This is a genomic window from Stenotrophomonas acidaminiphila, assembly GCA_002951995.1.
Classification (GTDB): domain Bacteria; phylum Pseudomonadota; class Gammaproteobacteria; order Xanthomonadales; family Xanthomonadaceae; genus Stenotrophomonas; species Stenotrophomonas acidaminiphila_A.
The window spans coordinates 3,473,273-3,499,376 of sequence record CP019797.1; the positions used below are offsets into that span (position 1 = coordinate 3,473,273).

A 26,104-nucleotide genomic window follows, 5' to 3' on the forward strand; every position below is an offset into this window, starting at 1 on the left:
CTCACTCCTCAACCACCACCCAGGCCGGCGCATGGTCGCTGGGGCGGTCCCAGGTACGCGGCTCGCGGTCGATGCCGGCGGCCACCGCCTTGTGCCGCAGCGCCTCGGACACCAGGGTCAGGTCGATGCGCAGGCCCAGGTCGCGGCGGAAGCCGGCGGCGCGGTAATCCCACCAGCTGAACACCCCGGCGGCGTCGTTGTGCAGCCGGAAACCGTCGTGCAGGCCCAGCTGCAGCAGCTTGTTCAGCGCGCCACGCTCGGCGGTCGACGTGAGGATGTGGTCGCCGTTCCAGACCGCCGGGTCGTGCACGTCGCGGTCGTCGGGGGCGATGTTGAAGTCGCCCAGCACCACCAGCTTCGGGTACTTCCGCAGCTCGTCGGCGATCCAGCCGTGCACCGCCTCCAGCCAGCGCAGCTTGTAGGCGTACTTGTCGGTGCCCACGTCCTGCCCGTTCACCACATAGAGGTTGACCACGCGCACGCCATTGACGGTGCCGGCGATCGCCCGCTTCTGCTCGTCGTCGAAGCCGGGGATGCCGACCTGCACGTCCTCGATCGGGTCGCGCGCCAGCAGCGCCACGCCGTTGTAGGTCTTCTGCCCGGCGAACACGTTGCGGTAGCCCAGTTCCAGCAGCCGCGTGTCCGGGAACCTGTGATCCTCCAGCTTGGTTTCCTGGATGCCGACCACGTCCGGGGCGAAGCCGGCCAGCCACTGTTCCAGGTGCGGCAGGCGGACATTGAGCGAATTGACGTTCCACGAGGCGATTTTCATGGCGCGATTCTACGGCCTGGCGCCGCGCACCGGGCTGGCGGCGGCGCCGGCACTGCAAACAAACGCTATTGCATGAATGTCGGGGAATACACTTTTTCAGCGTTCCGAATCGCGCAGACTGCCCCGCAGGATGAGGGGAAACCATGCGTAGCAAGCTGTTCGTGCCCGGCGCACGCCCGGAACTGTTCGACAAGGCGCTGGCCGGCGCGGCCGATGTCCTGTCATTCGACCTGGAGGATTCGGTGCCGGAGGCCGGCAAGGCCGCCGCCCGGGTACAGGTCGGCGGGTTCCTGCGCCGCGCGGACGTCGCCGCCAGCGGGCGGCTGCTGATCGTACGCTGCAACGGCACCGATACTGCCCATTTCGCCGCCGACCTGGCCGCGGTGGCGTTGCCCTCGGTGTGGCTGCTCAACCTGCCCAAGGTCGAATCGGTGGCGCAGGTGCACCAGGCAGTCGCGGTGCTGGAACGCGCCGAGGCCGGCAACGGCGTCGCGCGGCCGATCGGCCTGCTGCTCAACATCGAGACGCCGCGCGGCCTGCGCCTGGCCGCCGAGCTGGCCGCCGCGCATCCACGCGTGGCCGGGCTGCAGCTGGGCCTCGGCGATCTGTTCGCGCCCAACGGCGTCGCCCGCACCACGGACAACGTCCACGCCACCCTGTTCGCGCTGCGCATGGCGGCGGCCGAGGCCGGGGTGTTCGCCTGCGATGGCGCGTTCCCCGATGTCGCCGACGAGGACGGGTTCCGTGCCGAGGCGCGGCTGGCCCGGGACCTGGGCTTCATCGGCAAGAGCTGCATCCACCCGCGCCAGGTGGGCCTGGCCAACGCGGTGTTCGGCGTGTCCGACGCGGCGCTCGCCGAAGCCGGCCGCATCGTCGCCGCCGCCGCGGCCGCCAGCGCCCAGGGCCGCGGCGCGTTCCTGTTCGAGGGACGCATGATCGACCTGCCTTTCCTGCGCCGCGCCGAAGCGCTGCTGGCCACCGCCGGCCGCGCCCACGCCGCGTCCTGACCCCCTGCCCTGCCGAGCCACATCGATGCCGATACCCGCAGTAGCGCCCGTCCATTCCCTGCCCCGACGCCTGCTGCGCGGGTTGCGCCTGCTCACGGCGACGGCACTGCTGGCGCTGGGCGGCACCGCCGCGGCGGACAACCTGACCACGGTGACGTCCGGCACCCTGGCGCCGCTGCCGGCCGATGCGGCCGAACCGCGCCTGCTGGTGATCGACGGCCGCGACGTCGCCCTGTCCGCCGACAGGGCCTGGGCGCTGTCCGCCGACGGCAAGGCCTGGCAGCCGCTGGCGCTGGCGCCGGCCGCGGCCACGGACGACATCCGCATGGCGGTCGCCGCCGACGGCCAGACCTGGCTGCTGCGCGGTGGCAGCGGCGACCGCAGCGACCGCCTGCAGGGCGTGCGCCTGCAGGGTGGCACCCTGGCAACCGGGCGCACCCTGGCGCTGCCGGCGCCGCTGGGCCAGGCCCAGGCGACCGCGCTCGGCGACGTGCTGTACGTGGCCGGCACCGGCGCCGACGGCGCGATGCACCTCTATCGGCACGCGCTCGCGGCCGAGGGCGGCAGCTGGCAGGCACAGCCGGCCTGGCCGGGCGCCGGGCGGCTGGTGGCGCTGCAGGGCCAGAAGGGCGGCCTGTACGCGGTCATCGGCGACGCCACCGGTGATGCGCTGTGGCGCTGGACCGCGGACAGGGGCTGGCAGCAAGCGCCGGCACCGGGCGGGCACATCCTGCCCGGCTCGCTGCGCGCGCTGGGCCAGGCGCACCTGCTGATGCTGGTGCGCGAGGCCGGCGACATCAGCCTGCGCACCTTCCACACCATCACCAGCGCCTGGGCCACGCTCGACGCGGCCCAGGCGCCGCCGCCGGTACAGATCGCCGCGCGCGGCAACGGCCTGGCCTGGACCGGCGCCGACGGCGGCGTGCACTACGCCGAGGTACAGGGCGGCAAGCACCTGCTGGGCTGGCTGGACTGGAGCGTGATCGTCATCTACCTGGCCGGCATGATCGGCATCGGCGTGTACTTCTACCTGAAGGACCAGACCGCGTCGGAATCGGAGTTCTTCGTCGGCGGCCGCAGCATCCCGTTCTGGGCCGCCGGCATCAGCCTGTACGCCACCAACACCAGCTCGATCAGCTTCATCGCCATCCCGGCCAAGGCCTACGAGACCAACTGGCAGTACCTGACCAACAACCTGGTGGCGGTGCTGGGGCTGATGTTCGTGGCGGTGTGGATCGTGCCGCTGCTGCGGCGGCTGGACCTGATGAGCGTGTTCTCCTACCTGGAGACCCGCTTCCACCCGGCCATCCGCATGCTCGCCAGCGCCCTGGCCATCGCCATGCAGGTCGGCAGCCGGCTGAGCGTGATCCTGTTCCTGCCTGCGCTGGCGATCGCCACCATCACCGGCATCGACGTGGTCTGGAGCATCCTGATCATGGGCATCTTCACCATCATCTACACGGTGATGGGCGGCATGCGCGCGGTGGTCTGGACCGATTTCGTGCAGGTGTTCGTGAAGATGGGCGGGGCGATCTTCGCCATCGGCTTCATCGTGTGGACCCTGGGCGCCGACTTCGACGGCATCCGCGAAGCGGCGATGGCCGAGCACAAGACCAAGCTGCTGGACTTCAGCTTCGACCTGACCAAGGCCACGGTGTGGGGCTTCATCTTCCTGGTGGTGTTCGACGTGGTGCTGACCTTCCCCAAGGACCAGGTGCTGATGCAGCGCACGCTGGCGACCAAGTCGGACAAGGAGGCCGGGCGCTCGATCTGGATCTTCGCCGCGATCATGATCCCCGGCGGCTTCATCTTCTACAGCATCGGCACCGCGCTGTGGATGTACTACAAGCACAACCCGGGGCGGCTGGACCCGCTGCTGCCGATCGACGCGACGTTCCCGCTGTTCATCGCCGCCGAGCTGCCGCCGGGCGTCACCGGCCTGATCATCGCCGGCATCTTCGCCGCGGCCATGTCCACGCTGTCGAGCATCATCAACAGCGTGGCCACGCTGCTGTCGGTGGACTTCTACGACAAGCTGGCGAAGAACCCGACCGAGCGCGGCAGCGTGCGCTTCGCCGAGATCATGACCGTGGTCGTCGGCCTGGCCGGCATGGGCCTGGCGCTGGTGCTCTCGCGCTATGACATCCATTCGCTGTTCGACGTGTCCATCGAACTGGCCGGCCTGCTCGGCGGCGGCTTCGCCGGTGCCTACACGCTGGGCATGTTCACCCGCCGCGCCAACTCGCCGGGGGTGGCCATCGGCATCGCCGGCAGCATTGCCCTGACCCTGCTGGCGTGGTCGTTCGACCTGGTGCACCCGTACTTCTACCTGGGCATCTCGATCCTGCTGTGCATCGTGATCGGCTACCTGGCCAGCCTGTGCTTCCCGGCGCCGGCGCGCTCGCTCAAGGGCCTGACCATCTACCGCCAGGACGCCACATGAACGGCCGGCGCGCGACCGTGACGTTGGTCGGATGCCGCGCGCCGGGCCCTGCTGTAGCGTTGCCCCCGAGCCAAAGGGCATAGCCGTGGAAACCCAGTTCCTCAATACCTTCGTCACCGTCGTCGACCGCGGCTCGATGGCCGCGGCGGCGCGTTCGCTGCACATCACCCCGGCCGCCGTGGCCCAGCAGATCCGCACGCTGGAACGCGAGCTGGGCGCGCCGCTGATCGCCCGCGCCGGGCGCACGGTCAGCGTCACCGCCGAGGGCGCGCGCATCCTGCAGCGCGCGCGCGACCTGCTGCGCGACGTCTCCGACCTGCGCAGCGTGGCCAACGAGAGCGGCATGGCCGGCGAGCTGCGGCTGGGCGCCTGCCCGACCGCGCTGGCCGGGCTGGTGCCGGACATCCTGGCGCGGATGGTGGCCAAGTTCCCCGAGATCAACGTGTTCATCCGCCCCGGCTACTCGGCCGACCTGTACGGCGCGGTGGAAGCCGGCGACCTGGACGCGGCGATGGTGCTGCAGGCGCCGTTCTCGCTGCCCAAGACCTGCGACTGGCAGCTGCTGCGCGAGGAACCGATGGTGGTGCTGGCGCCGGCACGGCTGGCCTCGCGCGATCCGCACGCGCTGCTGCGCGACGAGCCGCTGATCCGCTACGACCGCCATGAATGGGGCGGGCGCCAGGCCGACGAGTACCTGCGCCGGGTCGGCATCGTGCCGCGCGAGCGGTTCGAGCTCAACGCGCTCAACGCCATCGCGGTGATGGTGGACCGCGGGCTCGGCGTGTCGCTGGTGCCGGACTGGGCGCGGCCATGGCCCGAAGGCCTGGCGGTGGCGCGGCTGCCGCTGCCCGAACCGTGCGAGCCGCGCCGCATCGGCATGGTCTGGTCGCGCTCGTCGGTGCGCATCCGCCAGGTCAACGCGCTGCTGGAAGAAAGCCGCGCCGAACTGTTGCCCGGCAAGTCCTAGCCACGCCCGCCGCGCCCGGCCGGGCGCCCTGTGCGCATGCGCCGGAGCGGCGCGATCGGCAACAAATCCTAGGCAGTGAACATACGATTGCGCGCTTCTATCGTCATGAAGCCGCACCTAGTCTTCGGCCAAGACCGGCCGGTGCGTGGCCAGATCCCGTAGAGGATCGTCCTCCACCCCGGCCCGACGGGCGCAAGCCCGGACGCGATATCCGGCACGGTCGACTCCCCGGTCGTCGGCGCCGCAATCCACTTCGGGGGAGAGAATCAATGATCAAGCCACTTACGGCCGCCATCGGCATGGCCCTGCTCGCCGGCATGACCGGCGCCGCCTGGGCGCAGGACGCCGAGGACAAGCGCCAGGACAAGGCCATCGACCTGGACCAGGTGATCGTCACCGGTACCCGCACCGCCACCGCCATCGACAAGATTCCCGGCGCCATCACCCTGGTGTCCAAGGAAGAAGTGCAGCGCACGCTGAGCCTGACCGAAGACGCGACCGCGGTGCTGGCGCGTACCGTTCCCGGCTACGCCGAGTCGTCGCAGGCGATGAGCAACACCGGCGAAACCCTGCGCGGCCGCATCGCGCTGCGCCTGTTCGACGGCATCCCGCAGGGCTCGCCGCTGCGCGAGGGCAACCGCAACGGCACCTTCACCGACATGGGCGTGGTCGGCCGCATCGAGGTGATCAACGGCCCGTCCGCCTCCGAAGGCATCGGCGCGGCCGGCGGCATCATCAACTACATCTCCAAGGTGCCGACCGTCGAGGGCCACGAGACCGAGGTTGTGTCGCGCTACTCCACCCAGTTCGGCGACGACAGCGCCGGCTGGAAGCTGGGCGTGAACCACGCCTACAAGGGCGACGACGTGGATGCGCTGCTGAGCGCGTCGTACATCGACCGCGGCATTTCCTACGACGGCAATGGCCGCCGCATCGGCATGAACACCAGCGGCTCGACCTCCGATTCCGAGGCCCGCAACCTGTTCCTGAAGGCCGGCTACAACTTCGGCGAATCCGGCGCGCAGCGCCTGCAGGCCAGCTACAGCCGCTTCAAGATCGAAGGCAAGGCCAACTACCGCCAGGTCGAAGGCTGCCGCTACGACCCGGTGACCTGCCCCGTGCCGACCACCAATACCTCCGAGCGCGGCGCCGTCGCCGGCTCGCTGGCCGAGTTCAACGACTTCACCCAGTTCGCGCTGAACTACAGCAACGGCGACCTGTTCGGCGGCACCCTGGTGGCCGACTACTACTGGGCCGACCAGGCCATGCGCTACCTGCCGGAGAACGGCGACGACAAGCAGCTGGTCAAGGTCGGCCCCGGTTTCGACGAGAACCAGCGCATCTTCGACCAGTCCGAAATCACCTCGAAGAAACAGGGCCTGCGCAGCTCCTGGACCCGCGGCGACGTGTTCGGCGTGGAAGGCCTGCAGCTGCGCGCCGGCGTGGACCTGGTCAAGGACGAGGCCGCGCAGCGGCTGGCGCTGACCGACCGCCTGTGGGTGCCGCCGATGAAGTACAGCAGCACCGCGCCGTACGCGCAGCTGACCTGGGACATCGGCCCGGTGACGCTGAGCGGCGGCCTGCGCCGCGAGGACGGCGAGCTCAAGGTCGACAGCTACACCACCACCGCCTACCGCAACAGCGTGTTCGTGCAGGGTGGCGGGCTCAAGTACACCGAGAACATGAAGAACCTCGGCGCGATCTGGCGCGTGACCGACGAGCTGTCGGTGTTCGCCTCCTACGGCGAAGGTTTCGGCCTGCCGAACATCGGCATCCCGCTGCGCAACATCAACGTGCCGGGGCAGTCGGTGGACCGCATCGCCGACCTGCAGGCGATCATCGTCGACAACCGCGAGTACGGCTTCAACTGGCGCGGCGACCGTGGCGCGCTGGGCATGTCCTACTACGACAGCCGCTCGGAGTTCGGCACCTCGCTGGCCATCGACCCGCGCACCAATGACTTCATCCTCAGCCGCGCACCGACCCGCATCAAGGGCTTCGAAGCCAACGGCGAATGGCGCTTCAGCGACGCCTGGAAGGTCACCGCGCTGTACTCGCGCATCCGCGGCACCACCGAGTACTACCCGGGCTCGGGCCTGATCAAGAAGATGGGCGTGCTGGACATCAACCCGGACAAGATCGGCGCCTCGGTGGCGTGGAACTTCCTGCCCGAAGCCAATGTCACCCTCGGCGCCACCAAGCTGCTGGACCGCGACCTGCGCGCCACCCACACCCGTCCGGACACCGGCACGGTGTACCGCAACGAGGAGAACACCGAAGGCTACGTGCTGTTCGACCTGGTGGTGAACTACGACACCGGCCGCTACGGCAAGCTGTCGCTGGGCATCGAGAACCTGTTCGACAAGCAGTACATCCTCAGCTGGTCGCAGCTGCCGGGCTGGCAGAACTACTGGTCCGGCCGTGGCCGCATGGTCTCGCTGAGCCACAGCATCAAGTTCTGATCGCGTCACCCCCAGCGGCGTCCCGGTTCACCGGGGCGCCGCTTTCGTTTGCACCCCGCGCGCGCCGGCATCACCCCGGCATCGCTGTGGCCTGAAGCAAGCGGACTTCCCTTTGCGCCGGCGCGCCCTGCGTCTAGGCTGGTCCCGGCAAGGCGCACCCGGCGCCAATGCACGCCCCGCTCCCTTCCGCGCCTCGACGGCCGGCCATACGGAACCGCAGCATGCACTCCACGGCATCCACAACCGGCACCACCGCATCCCCGGCAGGGCGATCGCCCGCGCGCTGGCTGCTGGCGGTGCTGCTGGCCGCCGCCTGCGCCGCGCCGGCCGGCGCCCGCGACGACGACCGCTGGCAGCGGCTGGACGCCTTCCTGCAGGACACTACCGGCCCCGGCCGTTTTCCCGGCGCGGTGGCGGTGGTCGAGCACCAGGGCCGCGTGGTCTTCCGCGGCCATCGCGGCCATGCCGACAGCGCCGGCACCCGGCCGCTGCGCGAGGACAGCATCTTCCGCATCTACTCGATGACCAAGCCGGTGACCTCGGTGGCGGTGCTGATGCTGATGGAGGAAGGCCGGCTGTCGCTGGACGATCCACTGTCGCGTTACCTGCCGGCACTCGCCGACCGCCAGGTGGTGGTCGGCGGCGATCCCGCGCATCCGCGGCTGGCGCCGTCGCCCAGGGCGATCACCCTGCGCCACCTGCTGACCCATACCAGCGGGCTGGCCGCGGACCCGGCCGCGCACCCGGTCGCCAGCGGGCTGCTGGACGCCGCCGGCGTCGACGGCGCCACGTCGCTGGCGGACGTGGCCGCGCGGCTGGCAAACGTGCCGCTGGCCGACGCGCCCGGCACCCACTTCCATTACGAAGGCAGCAACACCGAACTGCTGGCGCGGGTGGTGGAGGTGGTCAGCGGCCAGCCGTTCGCGCGGTTCCTGCAGCAGCGCATCCTTGATCCGCTGGCGATGCACGACACCGGCTTCGAGGTGCCTGTCGCCCAGCGCGGACGCGTGGTCGAACTGCCCACCAGCGGCGACGGCGGCCGCCTGCGCCTGGCCGATACCGCCAGCGCCCGCACCCCCGGCGTACGCCTGAAGGGTTACGACAGCGGCGCCGGCGGCCTGTATTCCACCGCCGCCGATTACCTGCGGTTCGCGCACATGCTGCTCGACGGCGGCCGCGGCAACGGGCGGCAGCTGCTGTCGCGCAAGACCATCGATCTGATGATGGCCGACCAGCTCGGCGGCTTCGCGCCGGCGGTGGCCAGCCAGGGGCCGGGCGAAGGCTTCGGCCTCGGCGGGTATGTCGTCACCGACCCCGCCGCGCGCGGCAGGCTGGGCAGCGCCGGCCAGTTCGGCTGGTCGGGTGCCGCATCGACCTACTTCACCATCGACCGCCGCGAGCAGCTGGTGGCGATCCTGATGCTGCAGTACCTGCCCGCTGGCGACCGGCCGCTGGCCTCGCCTTCGACCCGCTTCTACAACCTCGTCTACCAGGCCATTCCATGAGCTCCACCGTCCTCGTTGCCGGCTCGGCCAATCTCGATTTCGTGGTGCGCGCCGCGCACGTGCCGGCGCCGGGCGAAACCGTGCTCGGCCGCGACTTCCAGACCTTCCCCGGCGGCAAGGGCGCCAACCAGGCCGTGGCCTGCGCGCGCGCCGGCGGCGCCGATACGCGCATGCTGCTGGCGCTGGGCGAGGACGACTTCGCCAGGCCCATCGAAACCTCCCTGCGCGATGCCGGCGTGCAGCTGCATCTCGTGCGCGACGCACGGTTGCCGACCGGCACCGCCTTCGTCTGCCTGTCCGACGACGCCGAGAACGCCATCACCGTCGCGCCCGGCGCCAACCTGGCGCTGCAACCGGCGCACCTGCCGCCGCTGGACGGGGTGCAATGGCTGCTGCTGCAGCTGGAAACCCCGCTCGATGCCGTGCTGGCCTACGCACGCGCCGCACGCGCGGCCGGGGTCAAGGTGGCGCTCAACGCCGCACCGGCGCAGGTGCTGCCGGCGGCGCTGCTGGCGCAACTGGACATGCTGATCGTCAACGAGGGCGAACTGGCCGTGGTCGCCGGCCACCCGCCGGACCTGGCCACCGGCCTGGCGCGGCTGCAGGTGCCGTGCGTGATCGTCACCCTGGGCGCGCGCGGCTGCCTGGCGCGCAGCGAGGGCCGCATCCTGCTGCAGCCGGCGTTCGCCATCGAACCGGTGGATACCACCGCCGCCGGCGATACGTTCTGCGGCACGCTGGTGGCGTCACTGGCGCGCGGCAAGACGCTGCAACAGGCGCTGCTCGGCGCCAGCGCCGCGTCTGCGCTGGCCTGCACCCGGCTGGGGGCGCAGGCCAGCATCCCCGACCATGCCGAGGTCGCCGCACTGCTGGCCGATGCCGCCCGCGTCCCCGCTGCCGACGCCCATGCCGCGCTGGCGACCGCCTGCGCGCTCTGACCCTTTCCGTTTTCCGCTGGATGAATGCCATGACCACGCCGTACACCACGCCCGATTACGACAACGAAGCCGCCGACCACGGGCGTGAGGCGATCACCACCGAGTACAAGTTCTCCCACGTCACCACCGGCCGCTACCTGCCCACCCCGGGCAAGGCGCCAGCCTGGCCGTTCGCCGACATCGGCAGCTGGATGATCGACGCCAACGCCAGCGCCGGTGACTGGCTGACCGAACTGAAGGACTGGCGCCGCGAGCACCTGGTGCGGATCGGCTACACCGACGTGAACTACCGGCGCCCGGAGCTGCAGTGGGCGCAGCGCAACTTCGTGCACGCGCAGATGATGGTCGAGGACCGCTATTTCTTCGACGTGGACACCGCGCAGTACACCGTGGACAGGTACCTGGACGACCTGGTCGCGCGCTTCGGCGGGATCGATTCGGTGCTGATCTGGTACGTCTACCCGAACATCGGCATCGACGACCGCAACCAGTTCGACCTGGCGCACACCCTGCCCGGCGGCCTGGAAGGCTTGAAGGCCGCGGTGCAGGCGTTCCAGAAGCGCGGCGTGCGCGTGTTCCTGCCGGCCAAGCCGTGGGACCACGGCACCCGCGACCCGGGCGTGACGCACTGGGACGGGATGGCGCAGATCATCCAGGCCACCGGCGCCGACGGCATCAACGGCGACACCTTCAACGGCGTGCCGCGCGCGTTCTTCGACGCCTGCGATGCCAACGGCAACCCGGTGGTGGTGCAGCCCGAGTCGACCATCAGCTCGGAGGAACAGCTGATCTGGAACGTGCAGAGCTGGGGCAAGAAGGCGCCTGATGGCCCGGTGCCGCCGGTGTCCAAGTGGAAGTGGCTGGAGCCGCGGCACATGGTCAACTACGAGAACCGCTGGGGCCGCAACCGCAACCACGACCTGCAGTACTGCTTCTTCAACGGCATCGGCTACAACGCCTGGGAGAACATCTGGGGCATCTGGAACCAGTTCACCGCGCGTGACGGCGAAACGCTGCGCCGCATCGCCGCGATCTACCGCCAGTTCCCGCAGCTGGTGGTGTCGCAGGACTGGGAGCCGTACCAGGTCTGCTACCAGGGCGGCATCTTCGCCAGCCGGTTCCCGGTAGAGGGCCTGTGCCTGCATACCTTCATCAACCGCAACGAATACGCGGTCAACGGCGAGCAGATCGGCCTGCCGCACGTGGACGGCACGCGCTACTACGACGTGTGGCACGGCGTGGAACTGTCGCCGTCGATCCGTGACGGCGTGGCGGTGATCGAACTGCCGATGGAAGCACGGGGCTTCGGCGCGGTGCTGAGCGTCGGCCCGGGCGTGGTGCTGGACGGCTTGGACGCGTTCCTGGCCGAGACCGCGCGGCGCGCGGTACAGCCGCTCAACAGCTACTCCGGCGCCTGGAAGGCGGCCCCGCAGCAGTTGCGCGCGATCGCGCCGACGCCGCCGCAGGCCAGCGCGCCGGCGGGCATGGTCACCATTCCGGCCGGGGAGTTCGTGTTCGCCGTCGGCGGGGTCGAGATCGAGGGCTTCAACTGGGCCGGCCAGGACGTGCAGTTCCCGTGGGAGGACTGCCCGCGTCGCCACCACCGCCGGCGCATGCGGATGGACGCGTTCCACATCGACCGTCATCCGGTGACCAACGCGCAGTTCAAGGCGTTCATCGACGCCACCGGCTACCACCCGGCCGACGACATCAATTTCCTCGCCCACTGGGTGGACGGCGCGCCGCGCCCCGGCTGGGGCAACAAGCCGGTGACCTGGGTATCGCTGGAGGACGCGCGCGCCTACGCCGCGTGGGCCGGCAAGCGCCTGCCGCACGAATGGGAATGGCAGTACGCCGCACAGGGCAGCGATGGCCGGCTGTATCCGTGGGGCAACGACTGGGACCCGGCCCGGGTGCCGCGGGTGAACCGCGGCCGCCGCATCCTGCCGCCGGACGACGTCGACGCGCACCCGGACGGCGCCAGCCCGTTCGGCGTGGAGGACCTGGTCGGCAACGTGTGGCAGTGGACCGACGAGTTCGTCGACGAGCACACCCGCGCGGCGATCCTGCGCGGCGGTTCCAGCTACCAGCCGCAGACCTCGCACTGGTACTTCCCGCAGGCCTACCGGCTGGACCAGCACGGCAAGTACCTGCTGATGGCGCCGGCCAAGGACCGCAGCGGCATGCTCGGCTTCCGCTGCGTGGTGGACGCGGCATGAGCGCGGCGATCAGCAGCGGCCAGCAGCTGGCCGCGCCCGCGGCGGTGCGGCTCGACGGCCTGTTCGGGCAGATGCTGGCGGCCAACCGCGGCGGCCGGCTGAGCCACTTCATCGTCGATGAGGACAGCCCGTCGATCCGCATCTTCGGCCAGGCGCACAAGCAGCAGAACCAGGAAGGCGATTGGTACGGCGAGCATGCCGGCAAATGGCTCTCCGCCACCGCCCGCGCGGTGGCGCAGGGCGGGCAGCCACAGCTGCAGGCCAACCTGCGCCGCGTGGCCGACTGGCTGGTCAGCCAGCAGGACGATGACGGCTACCTCGGCAATTACGCCGCCGACCGCCGCTTCACCGTGCCGCAGCCGCCGCGGCCGGAAAGCTGGAACGGCGAGCCGGCGCTGCGCACCTGGGACATCTGGACCCACAGCTACCTGATCCTGGGGTTCCTGGAAACCTGGCGCGCGTTGCGCGACGACCGCTACCTGCAGGCCGCGCGGCGCATCGCCGACCTGTGCTGGCAGGCGCTGGAATCGGGCATCGACATCACCACGCTGGGCAACCACCACGGCATGTCCGCCACGGTGCTGCTGGACCCGGCCGCCGACCTGTACCTGGCCACCGGCGAACCCCGCTATCTGGCGCTGGCCGAGAAGATCCTGCAGCAGGCCAACGCCAACCCACGCCTGGCGCTGCTGGACAAGGCGCTGGCCGGCGAGGACGCGGCCTTCATCGCCACCGGCAAGGCCTACCAGCTGTGCTGGAACCTGGTCGGGCTGGCCAAGCTGTACAAGGCCACCGGCAAGGACGAGTACCGCGTCGCGGTCGATACGCTGTGGCACAACATCCGCGCCCATCACCTCACCCTGGGCGGCGGCCCGTGGGGCGGCGTGGCGCACCGGTCGCGTGAAGTGTTCAACGCGCCGCGCACGTTCTTCCCGCAGGCCTACGTGGAAACCTGCTCGGTGCTGGCATGGATGCAGCTGAACCGCGAACTGCTCGCGATCACCGGCCACGCGCGTTACGCCGACGAACTGGAACGCACCGCCTACAACGACCTGCTGGCGGCGATGGCACCCGATGGCGAGGACTGGTGCTACTACACCTTCCCCAACGGCAAGCGGGTACACACCACCTACTGGCGCTGCTGCAAGTCCTCCGGCGCGATGGCGGTGGAGGAACTGCCGCAGGTCGCCTACGGCACCAGCGCCGACGGCAGCCTGCGGGTCAACCTGTACGGCGCCGGGCAGGCGACCCTGCAGCACCCGGAGGCCGGCGCGGTGACGCTGCAGCAGCACACGCGCTATCCGTTCGATGGCCGGATCACGCTGCGGGTGACACCGGAAAACCGCGCCAGCTTCGGCATCGGCCTGCGCATCCCCGGCTGGGCCGAGGGCGCGCGCATCCAGGTCAACGGCGTCGAGGTGCCGGTGCAGGCGGGTGCCGACGGCTTCGTGCTGCTGCGGCGGCAATGGCAGGCCGGTGACATGGTCAGCGTGGTGCTGCCGTTGCGGCCACAGCTGCAGCGCGCGGCCAACATCAACGTGCAGGAATCGCGCGCGCCGGATGGCTCGCCGGTGGCGCAGGAGGTGCTGCGCTGGGAATACATCGGCCTGACCTACGGCCCGCTGGTGTACGCCACCGGGCTGATCGACGGCTACAAGACCGACGAGACGGTACGGTTGCCGGCCGGCGATCCGTCGAACTGGCTGCAGGTCGGAGACGACCAGGGCGAAGGCGCGCCGGTGACGATGCGGCTGGACTGCCGCGCGCCGCTGGTGTTCGAGCCCTACTACCGCTGCGGCGGGCGCGAGCACGGTGTCTGGCGGCTGACCTGGCTGTCGCTGGCGCCGTGAAGACGCCGGCCCCGCGGCCATTCACCGCTTTAAGTCCTCGCTGAAAATACCCGCACGATATGTTTCTTCCCGGCCACGCGGAGGAAACTGCAATCAAGGAATCGAGCGCACCCCATGACAGGAAGCCCCAGCCCCTCTCCCTTCGACATCGCCCGTCGCGACGGCGCCAGCGGCCCGCTCAGTGGCGTACGCGTGCTCGATCTCAGCGCGTACATCGCCGGCCCCTACGGCTGCACGCTGCTGGCCGACCAGGGCGCGGAAGTGATCAAGGTGGAGCCGCCAACCGGCGACAACCTGCGCAAGTACCCGTCCACGCTGGAAGCGGAAAGCCGCGCCTTCCTGGGCGTCAACCGCTCCAAGCGCGGCGTGGTGCTGGACCTGAAGCAGCCCGACCAGCGCGCGGTGCTGATGCGCCTGGTGCGCGAGGCCGACGTGCTGGTGCACAACTTCCGCCCGGACGTGCCGGCGCGGCTGGGCATCGACTTCGACAGCCTGCAGCGGCTCAACCCGCGGCTGGTGTACTGCGCGGTCACCGGCTACGGCGAGACCGGGCCGCTGCGCGACAAGGCCGGCTACGACCAGGTGCTGCAGACCATGACCGGGATGTGCGCCATGCAGGGCAAGCCCGGCGGTGCCCCGGAGATCCTCTACGGCTCGGTGGTGGACTACTACGCCGCCGCGCTGGTGGCCGCGGGCGTGTCCTCGGCGCTGTACGAGCGTGAACGCAGCGGCGAAGGCCAGTACGTGGGCGTGTCGCTGCTGCGCAGCGCGCTGACCATGCAGTCGGCTCGGATGATCTGGGCCGAAGGCGAACCGGAGGCGGTGGGTCGCGACATGCGCTCGGGTGGCGTCACCGGCATCCATCCCACCGCCGACGGCTGGCTCTACATCTCGGCCAACACGCCGCATTTCTGGCAGGCGCTGTGCGAGAAGACCGGGCTGCCGGAACTGGCCACGGACCCGCGCTACGACACCGTGCGCAAGCGCGCCGCGCACTCGGACGAACTGCTGGCGCGGCTGCATGCGGCGCTGGCCGCGCGCGGCGCGCTGGAATGGGAAGCGCTGTTCGGCGAGGACGTGCCGTGCGCGGCCGCGCGCAAGGTCGAGGACATGTTCGAGCACCCGCAGGTGCAGGCCGGCGGAATGATCACCACGCTGCCGCACCCGGTGCTGGGCAGCTACCGCGGCATCACCCGCCCCATCGTGTTCGGCCGCACCCCCGGCCCGCAGCCGTTCGCCGCGCCGGTGTTCGACCAGGACACCGCCGCGGTGCTCGCGCGTGTCGCCGACGACGACGCCACGCCCTGACCAGGAACCCGCCATGACCCGATCCAAGCTCGCCCAGCTGCGTGAACTGTCCGTCGTGGTCGCCGATACCGGCGACTACGACGCCATCAAGCGTCTGCGCCCGGTCGACTGCACCACCAACCCGACGCTGGTGCGCAAGGCGCTGGACCTGCCGGTGTACGCCGGGCTGATCGAACGCGAACTGGAATGGGGCCGCGCCCAGCCCGGCGACCGCGCCGAGGTCGCCAGGGCCGTGGTCGACCGCCTGACCATCGGCGTGGGCACGATGCTGGCCGCGCTGGTGCCGGGCCGCGTTTCCACCGAGGTCGATGCCGACCAGGCCCACGACACCGCCGCGACCATCGCCAAGGCGCGCCAGTTCATCGCCATGTACGAAGCGGCCGGCGTGCCGCGCGACAAGGTGCTGATCAAGATCGCCGCCACCTGGGCCGGGGTGGAAGCCACCCGCGTGCTGCAGGCCGAGGGCATCGACTGCAACCTGACGCTGATCTTCAACCCGACCCAGGCGCTGGCCTGTTCGGAAGCCGGCGCGTTCCTGATCTCGCCGTTCGTGGGCCGCATCCTGGACTGGTACGTGGCCCATGGCCAGGCGCCGGCCAGCATCGACGAGGACCCGGGCGTGCGGTTCGTGCGCGGGTGTACGCCGAGTTCAAGCGCCGCGGTTCGCCGACGGTGGTGATGGGCGCCTCGTTCCGCTCGACCGCGCAGATCGAGGCGCTGGCCGGCTGCGACCGCCTGACCATCTCGCCGGACCTGCTGGAAAAGCTCGACGCCGACCTGGGCGAGCTGCCGCGCAGGCTGGTGCCGGGCGCCGCCGAGGCGGTGCACGTCGCGCCGATCGACCAGGCGAAGTTCGACGCGGACATGGCCGCCGACCCGATGGCCACCGAGAAGCTGGCCACCGGCATCGACGCTTTCGCCAAGGACCTGCAGGCGCTGCGCGAGCGCATCGCCGCGCGGTTGGGCTGAGGCCGGCATGCGCACGCTGCGCAATCCGTTTCCGCTGCTGATCGCCACCGGCCTGTCCCTGCTGGCGAGCGCCTGCGCCACGCCCGCCGCGCGCCCCGCGGTGCCCGAGATCCGTCCGGGCGTCGCCCGTGGCTATCTGGAGACGGAGCAGCTGCCGGACAGCATCGCCCTGCTGCCGCCGCCACCCGCGCCGGGCTCGGCCGCGTTCGCGCTGGACGAACAGGTCAACCAGGCCCGTACCCTGCGCGGCACGCCACGCTGGCAGCAGGCCATCGCCGACGCCAACCTGCAGTTCCCCGAGGCCGCGTCGATCTTCGCCTGCGCCATCGGCACCCGCATCGACGCAGCCGGCACGCCGCGCCTGTACGGCCTGCTGCGCCGCACCGGCACCGACGCGGCGGTGGTCAGCGACGCCGCCAAGCACCGCTACAACCGCACGCGGCCGTTCATGGTCAACGGCGAGCCTACCTGCACGCCGGACAAGGAAGCCGGGCTGGCGGAGAACGGCTCGTATCCGTCGGGCCACACGTCCATCGGCTGGGCCTGGGCGCTGATCCTGGCCGAGCTGGCGCCGGACCGCAGCGACGCCATCCTCGCCCGTGGCCGCAGCTATGGCGAAAGCCGGCTGGTGTGCAACGTGCACTGGCACAGCGACGTGCTCTCGGGGCGGTTCATGGGATCGGCGGTGGTCGCACGCCTGCACGCCGACCCGCGGTTCCGCCGCGACATGGACGCGGCGCGCGTGGAACTGGCCATGGCACGCCGGCGCGGCACCGCGCCAGTGGCCGGATGCGAGGCCACCGCGGCGGCACTGGCGCAGCCGCTGCCAGCCGCGGCTTACTGATCACTGCAGGTTAGGTTACCGGTCGCTCTCTCCCTCCCTCCGGTATCGCCACGACCGTGCCGCCATGGCACGGTCGTTTTTTTTTGCGCCCCCCGCGCCGATGCCCGCAATCGTTGTGCGGAGTTCCGCATCAGGGCTCCGTGTTTCGTGCTATCGGCGGGCACGCCGCACTCAAGACCATGGCAGAGGCGCCATTGCGTCTTTTTTCTGCCGTGGCATGCAACGCATGCGCGGCCGACACATTTCGGGGAGGGGATATGAGGATTTCACTGAAACGCAGCCGCATCGCCTGTGCCGTCACCGCGGCGTTGCTGCCATCGCTGGCGATCGCGCAGGAAGCAACCGGCAGCACCACCACGTCGCTGGACAAGGTGGAAGTCACGGGTTCGCGCATCAAGCGCACCGAGATCGAGGGCATCGACCCGGTGCTGGTCGTCACCGCGCAGGATCTCGAGCACCAGGGATTCGCCAACGTCTACGACGCGCTGTCGAACCTGTCGATGAACACCGGCATCTTCGTCGGCGAGGAAAGCACCAACAATTTCAACGCCAACGCGCAGGCGCTGAACCTGCGTGGCTTCGGGCCAGGCTACACGCTGGTGCTGCTCAACGGCCGTCGCATCCCGGTGCTACCCAAGCCGTCGGGGGCGTGAGCGGCAACGTCACCAACCTGGCGATGATCCCGACCTCGGCGGTGGACCGGGTCGAGATCCTGACCAGCGGCGCGTCGGCCATCTACGGGTCGGACGCGGTGGCCGGCGTGGTCAATGTCATCCTCAAGGACCGGATCGAAGGCACCACCGTGTCCTGGCGGCACGGCGACACCGTGCATGGCGGTGGCCGCTCCGAGCGCGCCACGCTCACCACCGGCTTCGAGTTTGGCGACACCCGCGTCAGCGCCGGGCTGGAATGGGACAAGCGCTGGCCGATCCGCGGCAACCAGCGCAGCTGGTTCGCCTCGCCCGAGCGCTCGCCCGACCCCGCGTACCGTGAGCCGACCCAGGTGATGTCGTTCTGGGACCGTGACACCGGCTGGGACCTGCTGGACATCGGCAACCGCTGCGGCGCGCTGGGCTACGAGGCGGTGCGCCCGGGCTGGGCCGGCGACGGCAGCGAGAAATACTGCGGCGACAACGATTTCGACAGCTACACCGTGCGCAACGGCCGCAGGCGCCTGTTCGGCTTCCTCAACCTCAGCCACCGCCTCGGCGACCACGAGCTGTATGCCACCGCGCTGTCGACCCGCTCGCGCGCCGACGCCGGTTTGTACCGCTATGGCTTCGCGGTGGACTACGAAGTGGTCGAGGACATGCAGGCGCCGGTGCCCGACGCGACGGCGTGGCGGCACGTCTACCGCACCTTCCGCAACTCCGAGTTCAGCGGCAGCAACCAGTCGTTCAAGGAAGACAACGACGTGCTGATCGCCGGCATCCGCGGCACCGTGGGTTCGCTGGACTACAGCCTCAACTACAACTATGGCCGCTACCGTTACCGCGACAGCGTGGACCGCTTCAATGACCAGGCCATGCTTTCGCTGCTGTTCGGGCAGCAGGGCCGCGACTGGTCGTTCCCCTGGGCCGGCAGCCGCTGGGTACGGGTCGGCAAGGACCGGCTCGACGGCAACCTGCTGCCCAACGGCGCGCTGGACTTCTTCGGCACGCTCACCCCGGAACAGTTCCGCGACGCGATGTACACCTCGGTCGGCGATGGCCGCTCCACCTCGCAGGCGTTCACCGCCGACCTGTCCGGCGCGCTGTTCGAACTGCCGGCCGGGCCGCTGGCGTTCGCCGCCGTGGCCGAGGCCAATCGCGACACCTACCGTTTCATCACCGACCAGCCCACCGTCGATGGCGAGATCTACGGCTGGAGCGGCATCCGCGGCCAGGGCAAGCGCAACCACTACGCATTGGGCACCGAGTTCTCGGTGCCGCTGCTGGCCGCCGGCTCCGGTTTCGGCCAGTGGGACGCCAAGCTGGCCGCGCGCTACGACTACTACGACGATGCGTCCGACGTCGGCGGCGCCTTCACCTGGCAGGCGGGCCTGAGCTGGCGGCCGTCGGACTGGCTGCTGCTGCGTGCCTCCCGCGCCACCTCGTTCCGCGCCCCGGACATGCATGTGATGTTCGCCGAGCGCAGTTCGTCCTATACCAGCGGCGTGGACTACCTGGCCTGCGTGAAGGGCGAGGGCCTGGCGCGCGGCGCGAGCTGGCAGGGCTGCGGCGAGAAATACGGCACCGGGTCGATCCGCCAGTACTCCGAAGGCGACCCGGCGCTGCGCGAGGAGAAGGGCTCCAGCGACACCATCGGGCTGGTCGCCCAGCTTGGCGCCAACCACTCCTTCAGCCTGGACTGGTACAGCGTCGAACTGAACGACCAGGTCGGGGTCATCGGTGCCGACGCCGTGCTGCGCTATGCCGCCGAATGCACGCTGGGCTACGACATCCAGGGCCGCGACGTGGACCCCGGCTCGCCCAAGTGCCAGACCATGCTGGCGCGCGTGCAGCGCGGTGGCCGCGGCGACGGCGTGCAGTCGGTCATCACCAGCCCGTTCAACACCGGCATGTACCGCCAGGACGGCGTGGACATGACCTGGAACTCGAGCCTGCCGACCGAGCGCTGGGGCCGCTTCTCGGCGCGCATCGGCTATACCCACATCCTCAAGACGCTCAGCCGCTACCTGCCCGAGGACGCAGTCGAGAACATCCGCGACCGACAGTGGAACAACGAATTCCGTACCCGCTCCAACATGACCGTGGGCTGGGACTACAGGCGCGTGTCCAGCTACGTGCACATCAACCGGCTCGGTTCCTCGCCGGTACGCTGGGCCGACGCGTATGAACGCTTCAAGCCATGGACCACGGTGAACCTGTCGCTGGGCTACCGCGCCACCGAAGCGCTCTCCCTCAACCTGGCCGTGGTCAACGTGCTGGACAAGAAGCCCTGGCGCCATGCGTCGGAGAAATGGTGGCCGTACGCGGACATCAGCAAGTACAACCCGGCCGGCACCGAGTACTTCATGACCATCGAATACCGGCTCTGAACTTCCATCCGGGCATGCCCGGCACCACGGCCACCGTGACACGGCAAGGTCACGGTGGCCGTTGCCGTTCATGCAGGGCCACGGCGCGGCCGTCGGTGCAGATCATCGGGCTGCGCGGTGCCGGCCGGCGCCAGCGCGCGTCGCTGGTCAGGTCCACGCCGGGCCGTCGTTCCCGCCGGACATCGGCATGCGTGCGCCCCGCGCGCCGCAGCGCACCTGCAGCCCGATGCTGTCGCCGCGCATCGCGTTGCGGCCCTGCTCGTGGCACAGCCGCCGCGGGAACGGCCCGCCGCCGGCGCCGCCATGGCCGCATTGCGGCTGCGCATGGCCGACAGGTGGTCCACGTCCTGCCGGCGCCGCAGGGGGTTTAGCGCCACGCCATCGCGGCTCCAGCGCGCGCCGCGCGGTCAACGCACCAATGCGCCGATGCGCCAATGCGCGCGCCCCTCCCGCGCAGGGAAAGGGATTGCGGGCGCGTGCCGGGGGTGGCGAGTGCCACCGCGGGAAAGCGGAATCGGACTCAGTCGCGGGCGTTCCAGTCCGGCGTCGGCCGCTTCAGCAGGTGGCGCACGAAGAAGTCGAACTTGCGGCGCTGGATGTAGTCGATGGGCTCCTGCGAGCGGCCCACGCCGTGGCCGGTGCCGGGCACGGTGAGCAGGTCGAAGTCCTTGCCGGCACGGATCAGCGCATCGGCCACCTGGTAGGTCGAGGCCGGGTCGACGTTCTCGTCCTGCTCGCCGACGATCAACAGCAGCTGGCCGCGCAGCCGGTGCGCGTTGTCCACGCCCGAGGCGCGCGCGTAGCTGTCGTCCACCGGCCAGCCCATCCACTGCTCGTTCCAGCTGAGCTTGTCCATGCGGTTGTCATAGCAGCCGTTGTAGGCCACCGCCACGGTGTAGAAGTGCGGGTGGAATTCCAGCGCGTTGAGCGCGTTCTGGCCGCCGGCCGAGGCGCCGTAGATGCCCACGCCGCCGCTGATGTCGTAGGACGGGTCGCGCGCGGCCAGTGCCCGGTGCCAGGCGATGCGGTCGGCGAAGCCAGCATCACCCAGGTTCTTCCAGGCCACGTCGTGGAAGGCCTTGGAGCGGTTCATCGTGCCCATGCCGTCGATCTGCACGACGATGAAGCCCAGGTCGGCCAGCGCCTGCGCGCCGATCAGGCGCTCGTTGCTGGACTGGCTGTCGAATGGCCAGAACTTCTTCTGCACGTGCGAATCGTGCGGGCCGGCGTAGATGCTCTCGATCACCGGATAGCGGCGCGACGGGTCGTAGTGCGTGGGCCGCACGACCAGGCCCCAGATCGGCGTCCGCCCGTCGCGTCCCGGCGCGCTGAAGGTTTCCGGCGGTCTGTAGCCGGCGGCGAACAGTGCGCCGGCGTCGCCGCGTTCGAGCGTGTCCAGCAGGCGCCCGTCGCGTGCATCACGCAACTCGGTGACGTTGGGCCGGTCCAGCCGCGAATACGTATCGACGTAGTGGTTCATGTCCGGCGACAGGCTCAGTTCGTGCCAGCCATCGCCCGGGGTCATGTGGCGCAGGTTGCCGCCGTCGAAGTCGACGCGGTAGAAGTGCTGCAGGTAGGGGTCGCCCGGCTCGCGGCCGTTGCCGGCGAACCAGATCTGGCCGCGCTGCTCGTCCACCTTGACGATCTGCCGCACCACCCACGGCCCGCGCGTGAGCTGGCGCAGGCGGCCGCTGCGGCCGTCGACCATGTACAGGTGGTTCCAGCCGTCGCGCTCGGACATCCACACGATGCGCTCGCCGCGCCCACCCACGTCGTGGAAATCGGCACGGTGCCACCAGCTGTTGACGAAAGTGTCGCTGCGTTCCTCCGCCACGTTGCGCGCGGCGCCGGTATGCGCGTCCACCTCGATCAGGCGCACGCGCTGGAAGCCGCGCTCGGTGTAGCGGAACGCCAGGGTGCGGCCATCGGCGCGGAACTGCGGCGCGCTGATCTCGTAGGGGTTGGGAAACAGCGTGGTCGGCACGTCGATGCGGCGGCCGCTGGCGACCTCGAAGATCACCGGGCGGTCGCTGTCCACCGCATCGCCGGGCTTGGGGTACAGCTGGGTGCGCACGCCCGGCTGCACCTGGTGGCGCGGCGCGGTTTCCACCCGCGTCACCCGGCGCGCATCGCCGGGCCTTACCCGCAGCACCATGAAGCGGCTGGAGTCGGGCGACCAGGTGATGCTCTCCGGGTCGTAGAAATCGTTGTCGGTGCCGTCGCGCGCCAGCACCTTGCTGCTGCCATCGGCCAGCGTGCGCAGCAGCACGCTGCCGTCGCGCACGAAGGCCTCCATGCGCCCGTCGGGCGAGCGCCGCGGCGTAGCGTCGGCCGCCACCGAAAGATCGCGCACCACGCCCCAGGCGCGCGGCCGCGGCGACGGGCCCGGTTCGCTCCAGCGCGCGCAGCGGTATTCGCCGCCCAGTTCGCAGCGCACCCAGCCGTCGTCCATCCAGGCGCGCAGCGCCTGGCCGTCCTTGTCCATCTCGTAGTCGGCGAACGGCAGGCGCCGGCCGTCCACCGCGCGGCCGAGCAGCGGCGCCAGCGCGGTGGCCAGCCGTGCCTGATCGAACGCGGCCTGTGCCTGCGCCTGCCCCAGCCGGCGCACCACGAATTCGAAACCGCCCGGCGCGGTGCGCCGGTAGCGGTAGCGCTCGCCGTCGATCCAGGTGGCCGGGCCGGCCAGGCCGGTGGTCAGGTACATCCACTGCTCGCGCAGCTGCAGCGAACGCCGGTAGGCGGCCTCATCCGGCGCGTCGGGCGGAGAGGCCTGCGCCGAGGGCGGCATGGCGGTGCAGGACAGTGCCAGCAGGCAGGCGAAGGCGTGGCGGCGAAGATCTGCGAAATGAAGCATGCGTCGTTTCCCTTGGTGTACTGCGCTGTCCTTGTCGGGGAAGGCGCCCTGCCCCGCTACGCACCCCGGTCCGCGCCCGCGGCGCGCACCCCCGCGGTTCGCATTGGGGAAGCGGCGCTCCCACCTGGCGTCAATCGGCGAACGGCTGGTCGATGGCCACCGACGGCGGCGTGAACCACTGCGCGCCGTCGGCGGTGACATGGAAGTGGTCTTCCAGGCGCACGCCGAACCGGCCCGGCACCACGATCATCGGTTCGTTGCTGCAGCACATGCCCGGTGCCAGCGGCAGGCGGTTGCCGCGCACCAGGTACGGCGCCTCGTGTATCGCCAGCCCGCAGCCGTGGCCGGTGCGGTGCGGCAGGCCGGGCAGGCGGTAGTCCGGCCCGAGCCCGGCCGCTTCCAGCACGTCGCGCGCGGCCTGGTCCACCGCCTCGCAGGTCACGCCGGGACGCACCGCGTCGAACGCGGCCTGCTGCGCGGCGCGCTCCAGGTCCCAGATGCGCCGTTGCTGCGCGTCGGCCTCGCCGAAGATCCAGGTGCGGGTGACGTCGGAGTTGTAGCCCTGCACGCTGCAGCCGGTGTCGATCAGCACCAGCTCGCCGCGGCGCAGGTGCTGCACGCCGGGAATGCCGTGCGGGAAGGCGGTGGCGTGGCCGAACTGCACGATGCAGAAGGTCGAGCCGCCATCGGCACCGAGCGCGCGGTGCGCCTCGTCGATGAAGCGCACCAGTTCGTCGGTGCCGATGCCCTCGCGGGCGATGCCGGCGGCCAGCCGCTGCACCTGCAGGGTCATGTCGCAGGCCTGCTGCATCAGCGCCAGTTCGGCCGGGGACTTGCACATGCGGCAGCCGTCGATGATCGCCGCGGCCGAGCTGATCGCCGTGGCACCCAGGTGCGCGGCCAGGCCCACCTGCACGCGGTACGGCGCTTCCGGGTCCAGTGCCAGCGTGTGCGCGCCGCGCTCGGCCATGGCCTGGGCCACCCATGCATGCGGGTCCTCGTGTTCTTCCCACAGGCGCTTGCCGGCGGGGATGCGCAGCACCGCGTCCAGCGAACCTTCCTCGAACACCGGGCAGACCATCAATGGCTCGCCTTGCAGGGTAAGCAGCATCGCCACCAGCCGCTCGCTGCCTCCCCACGGCACGCCGGCGAACCAGCGCAGCGAGGTGCCGGCGGTGACCAGCAGCGCGTCCACGCCCTGCGCGCGCATCAAGCCGCGCGCGCGTTCCAGCCGCTGCGCGTGCTCGGCGTCGCTGATGGGCGCGGCGCGGTGCGGCCACGGCGCCAGCTGCGCGCGCGCCTGTTCCAGGGTGAGGTGTCCGATCTGCGTGGTCATGGCGTGGCTCCGATATCCGCGGTGGTGCAGTGCTGGTCGATCCAGCGCGGCAGGCCACCCGGGTTGCGGTCGCGCAGTTCGGGCGGCAGCAGCGCATCGGGCACATTGTCGTATGCCTGCAGCGCGGTGAAACGCAGGATCGCCGCCGGCAGGCCGACCGCGGTGAAGCCGGGCTGGGTCGAAGCCGGGAACGGACCGCCGTGCTGCTGCGCCGGGCTGACCCGCACGCCGGTGGGCATGCGGTCGGCGATCAGCCGGCCCACGCGCGGCCGCAGCGTGGCGGCGAGCGGCTGCCACGCGGCATCGTCGCTGCCATCGGCGGCGCGGTACAGCGTGGCGGTGAGCTGGCCCTCCAGGGTCGCGGCGATGGCCTGCATCTGCGCGGCACCGGCCACGCGCACCAGCAGGCTGCACGGCCCGAAGGCCTCGGACTGGAAGCGCCGCGGATCGGCGAGGAACTGCTCCGCGCGTACCGTCAACAGCGTGGGTGCATGGCGGAATCCGGCATCGCCCGCCTCGCCACCGCACAGCAGCCGCGCGCCCGCGTCGCGCAGCACGGCGATCGCCTGCCGCAGCGAGGCCAGCACGCCTTGCGACAGCAGCAGCAGCGGTGCGGTCGCGGCGAAGCGCGACTGCACGTCGGCGACGAAGGCATCGCCGGCCGCGCCTTCCGGCACGATCACCAGCCCCGGGTTGGTACAGAACTGGCCGCTGCCAAGCAGGCACGAGCTACTGAACTCCTCGGCCAGTGCCGGCCCGCGCTCGGCCAGCGCACCGGGCAGCAGGAACACCGGATTGAGGCTGGACAACTCGCCGAAGAAAGGAATGCCGGCGGCGTCGGCGGCCTGCTTCAGGGCCAGGCCCGCCGTGCGGCTGCCGGTGAAGGCGACCGCGCCCAGCCGCGCGTCGCCGGCCAGCGCCAGGCCCAGCGCCGGCTCGACGTCGTACAGCAGCTGCACCGTGGCCGGCGGCAGGCCGGCGGCCTCGGCGGCGCGCTGCGCGTGGCCGGCCAGGCACTGGCTGGTGGCCGGATGCGCGGGATGCGCCTTGGCGATCACCGGATTGCGCGCGGCGATGGCCGCGGCGAAGTCGCCGCCGGACACGGCATTGAAGGCGAACGGAAAGTTGTTCGGCCCGAACACCAGCACCGCCTTGCCCAGTGGCGCGTGGTGCGCGCGCAGGCCGGCGGCGGTGTCGATCACCGGCTGCGTCCAGCTGCGGCCGCGGGCGGCGGCGGCGGCCTGGCGCAGCTGATCGCAGGTGCGCGGCAGTTCGTTGCCGTGCAGCCGCGGCACGGCCGGCAGCCCGGTTTCCGCCTGCGCCAGCTGCACCAGCCTGTCGGCGTCGGCCTCCAGCGCAGCGGCGTAGGCGTCGAGAAAGGCGGCGATGCGTTCCGGGTCAGTGGCGGCCAGCACCGGCGCGGCGGCGCTGGCCGCGGCCAGCGCCTGTTCCACGTCGGCCGCGCCGCTGCGCGGGAATGCCGGCCCGATGGCCTGTCCGCTGGCCGGATCGAACGCGTGGAAGCTGCCGGTGCAGTCCCCCGCGCTCCGCCAGCGGCCGCCGATGAACACGGGCGCGAGCGTCTCCACC

At 70.7% G+C, this 26,104-nt stretch carries 16 protein-coding genes and 1 pseudogene; 13 read left to right on the forward strand and 4 right to left on the reverse strand.

What is annotated here, in order from left to right:
* Position 1: 1 nt before the first annotated feature.
* A complete protein-coding gene (locus B1L07_15540) occupies positions 2–772 on the reverse strand; it encodes an exodeoxyribonuclease III (GenBank protein ID AUZ56258.1) in 771 nt (256 codons plus the stop codon).
* Between the two features lie 143 nt (positions 773–915).
* Here B1L07_15540 and B1L07_15545 point away from each other — a divergent pair, with 143 nt between their 5' ends.
* The 13 genes and pseudogenes from B1L07_15545 to B1L07_15605 all read left to right on the forward strand — a co-directional run bounded on the left by B1L07_15545 (position 916) and on the right by B1L07_15605 (position 20,324).
* A complete protein-coding gene (locus tag B1L07_15545; GenBank protein ID AUZ56259.1) occupies positions 916–1,779 on the forward strand; it encodes a CoA ester lyase in 864 nt (287 codons plus the stop codon).
* Positions 1,780–1,804: 25 nt separating this feature from the next.
* Positions 1,805–4,222 (forward strand): sodium:solute symporter, encoded by a 2,418-nt coding sequence (locus B1L07_15550; GenBank protein ID AUZ56260.1) that lies wholly within the window; start codon positions 1,805–1,807, stop codon positions 4,220–4,222.
* 31 nt (positions 4,223–4,253) lie between these two features.
* Complete coding sequence (locus B1L07_15555; protein AUZ56261.1) at positions 4,254–5,189, forward strand: LysR family transcriptional regulator; 936 nt, start codon at positions 4,254–4,256, stop codon at positions 5,187–5,189.
* 269 nt (positions 5,190–5,458) lie between these two features.
* On the forward strand, positions 5,459–7,651 hold the full coding sequence (locus B1L07_15560; protein AUZ56262.1) for a TonB-dependent receptor: 2,193 nt from the start codon (positions 5,459–5,461) through the stop codon (positions 7,649–7,651).
* 302 nt (positions 7,652–7,953) lie between these two features.
* A complete protein-coding gene (locus B1L07_15565; GenBank protein ID AUZ56648.1) occupies positions 7,954–9,156 on the forward strand; it encodes a hypothetical protein in 1,203 nt (400 codons plus the stop codon).
* A complete protein-coding gene (locus B1L07_15570; protein AUZ56263.1) occupies positions 9,153–10,094 on the forward strand; it encodes a ribokinase in 942 nt (313 codons plus the stop codon). Before B1L07_15565 ends, B1L07_15570 begins: the two co-directional genes overlap by 4 nt.
* Before the next feature lie 29 nt (positions 10,095–10,123).
* Positions 10,124–12,313: a sulfatase-modifying factor protein gene (locus B1L07_15575; protein ID AUZ56649.1), complete on the forward strand. Its 2,190-nt coding sequence runs from the start codon at positions 10,124–10,126 to the stop codon at positions 12,311–12,313.
* A 44-nt stretch (positions 12,314–12,357) separates the two neighbouring features.
* Positions 12,358–14,163 carry a hypothetical protein gene (locus B1L07_15580; GenBank protein AUZ56650.1) on the forward strand — a complete coding sequence of 602 codons (1,806 nt, stop codon included), beginning with the start codon at positions 12,358–12,360 and terminating at the stop codon, positions 14,161–14,163.
* 114 nt (positions 14,164–14,277) lie between these two features.
* On the forward strand, positions 14,278–15,471 hold the full coding sequence (locus B1L07_15585; protein AUZ56264.1) for a CoA transferase: 1,194 nt from the start codon (positions 14,278–14,280) through the stop codon (positions 15,469–15,471).
* A gap of 13 nt (positions 15,472–15,484) precedes the next feature.
* Positions 15,485–16,440, forward strand: a pseudogene (locus B1L07_15590) (transaldolase).
* 7 nt (positions 16,441–16,447) lie between these two features.
* The gene (locus tag B1L07_15595; GenBank protein AUZ56265.1) at positions 16,448–17,284 is read left to right on the forward strand and encodes an acid phosphatase; all 837 of its coding nucleotides are present in this window, start codon (positions 16,448–16,450) and stop codon (positions 17,282–17,284) included.
* Between the two features lie 257 nt (positions 17,285–17,541).
* Positions 17,542–17,937, forward strand: a complete 396-nt coding sequence (locus tag B1L07_15600; protein AUZ56266.1) for a hypothetical protein — start codon at positions 17,542–17,544, stop codon at positions 17,935–17,937.
* A complete protein-coding gene (locus B1L07_15605) occupies positions 17,934–20,324 on the forward strand; it encodes a hypothetical protein (GenBank protein AUZ56267.1) in 2,391 nt (796 codons plus the stop codon). The genes B1L07_15600 and B1L07_15605 overlap by 4 nt, the downstream gene beginning before the upstream one ends.
* Positions 20,325–20,844: 520 nt before the next feature.
* Here the strand turns inward: B1L07_15605 and B1L07_15610 are convergent.
* From B1L07_15610 to B1L07_15620, 3 genes are all read right to left on the reverse strand, one after another.
* Positions 20,845–23,112, reverse strand: a complete 2,268-nt coding sequence (locus tag B1L07_15610) for a S9 family peptidase (GenBank protein AUZ56651.1) — start codon at positions 23,110–23,112, stop codon at positions 20,845–20,847.
* A 196-nt stretch (positions 23,113–23,308) separates the two neighbouring features.
* Positions 23,309–24,514, reverse strand: coding sequence for an X-Pro dipeptidase (locus B1L07_15615; protein AUZ56268.1), 1,206 nt, complete (start codon positions 24,512–24,514; stop codon positions 23,309–23,311).
* The gene (locus B1L07_15620; GenBank protein ID AUZ56269.1) at positions 24,511–26,103 is read right to left on the reverse strand and encodes a ketoglutarate semialdehyde dehydrogenase; all 1,593 of its coding nucleotides are present in this window, start codon (positions 26,101–26,103) and stop codon (positions 24,511–24,513) included. Before B1L07_15620 ends, B1L07_15615 begins: the two co-directional genes overlap by 4 nt.
* Between the last annotated feature and the right edge of the window lies 1 nt (position 26,104).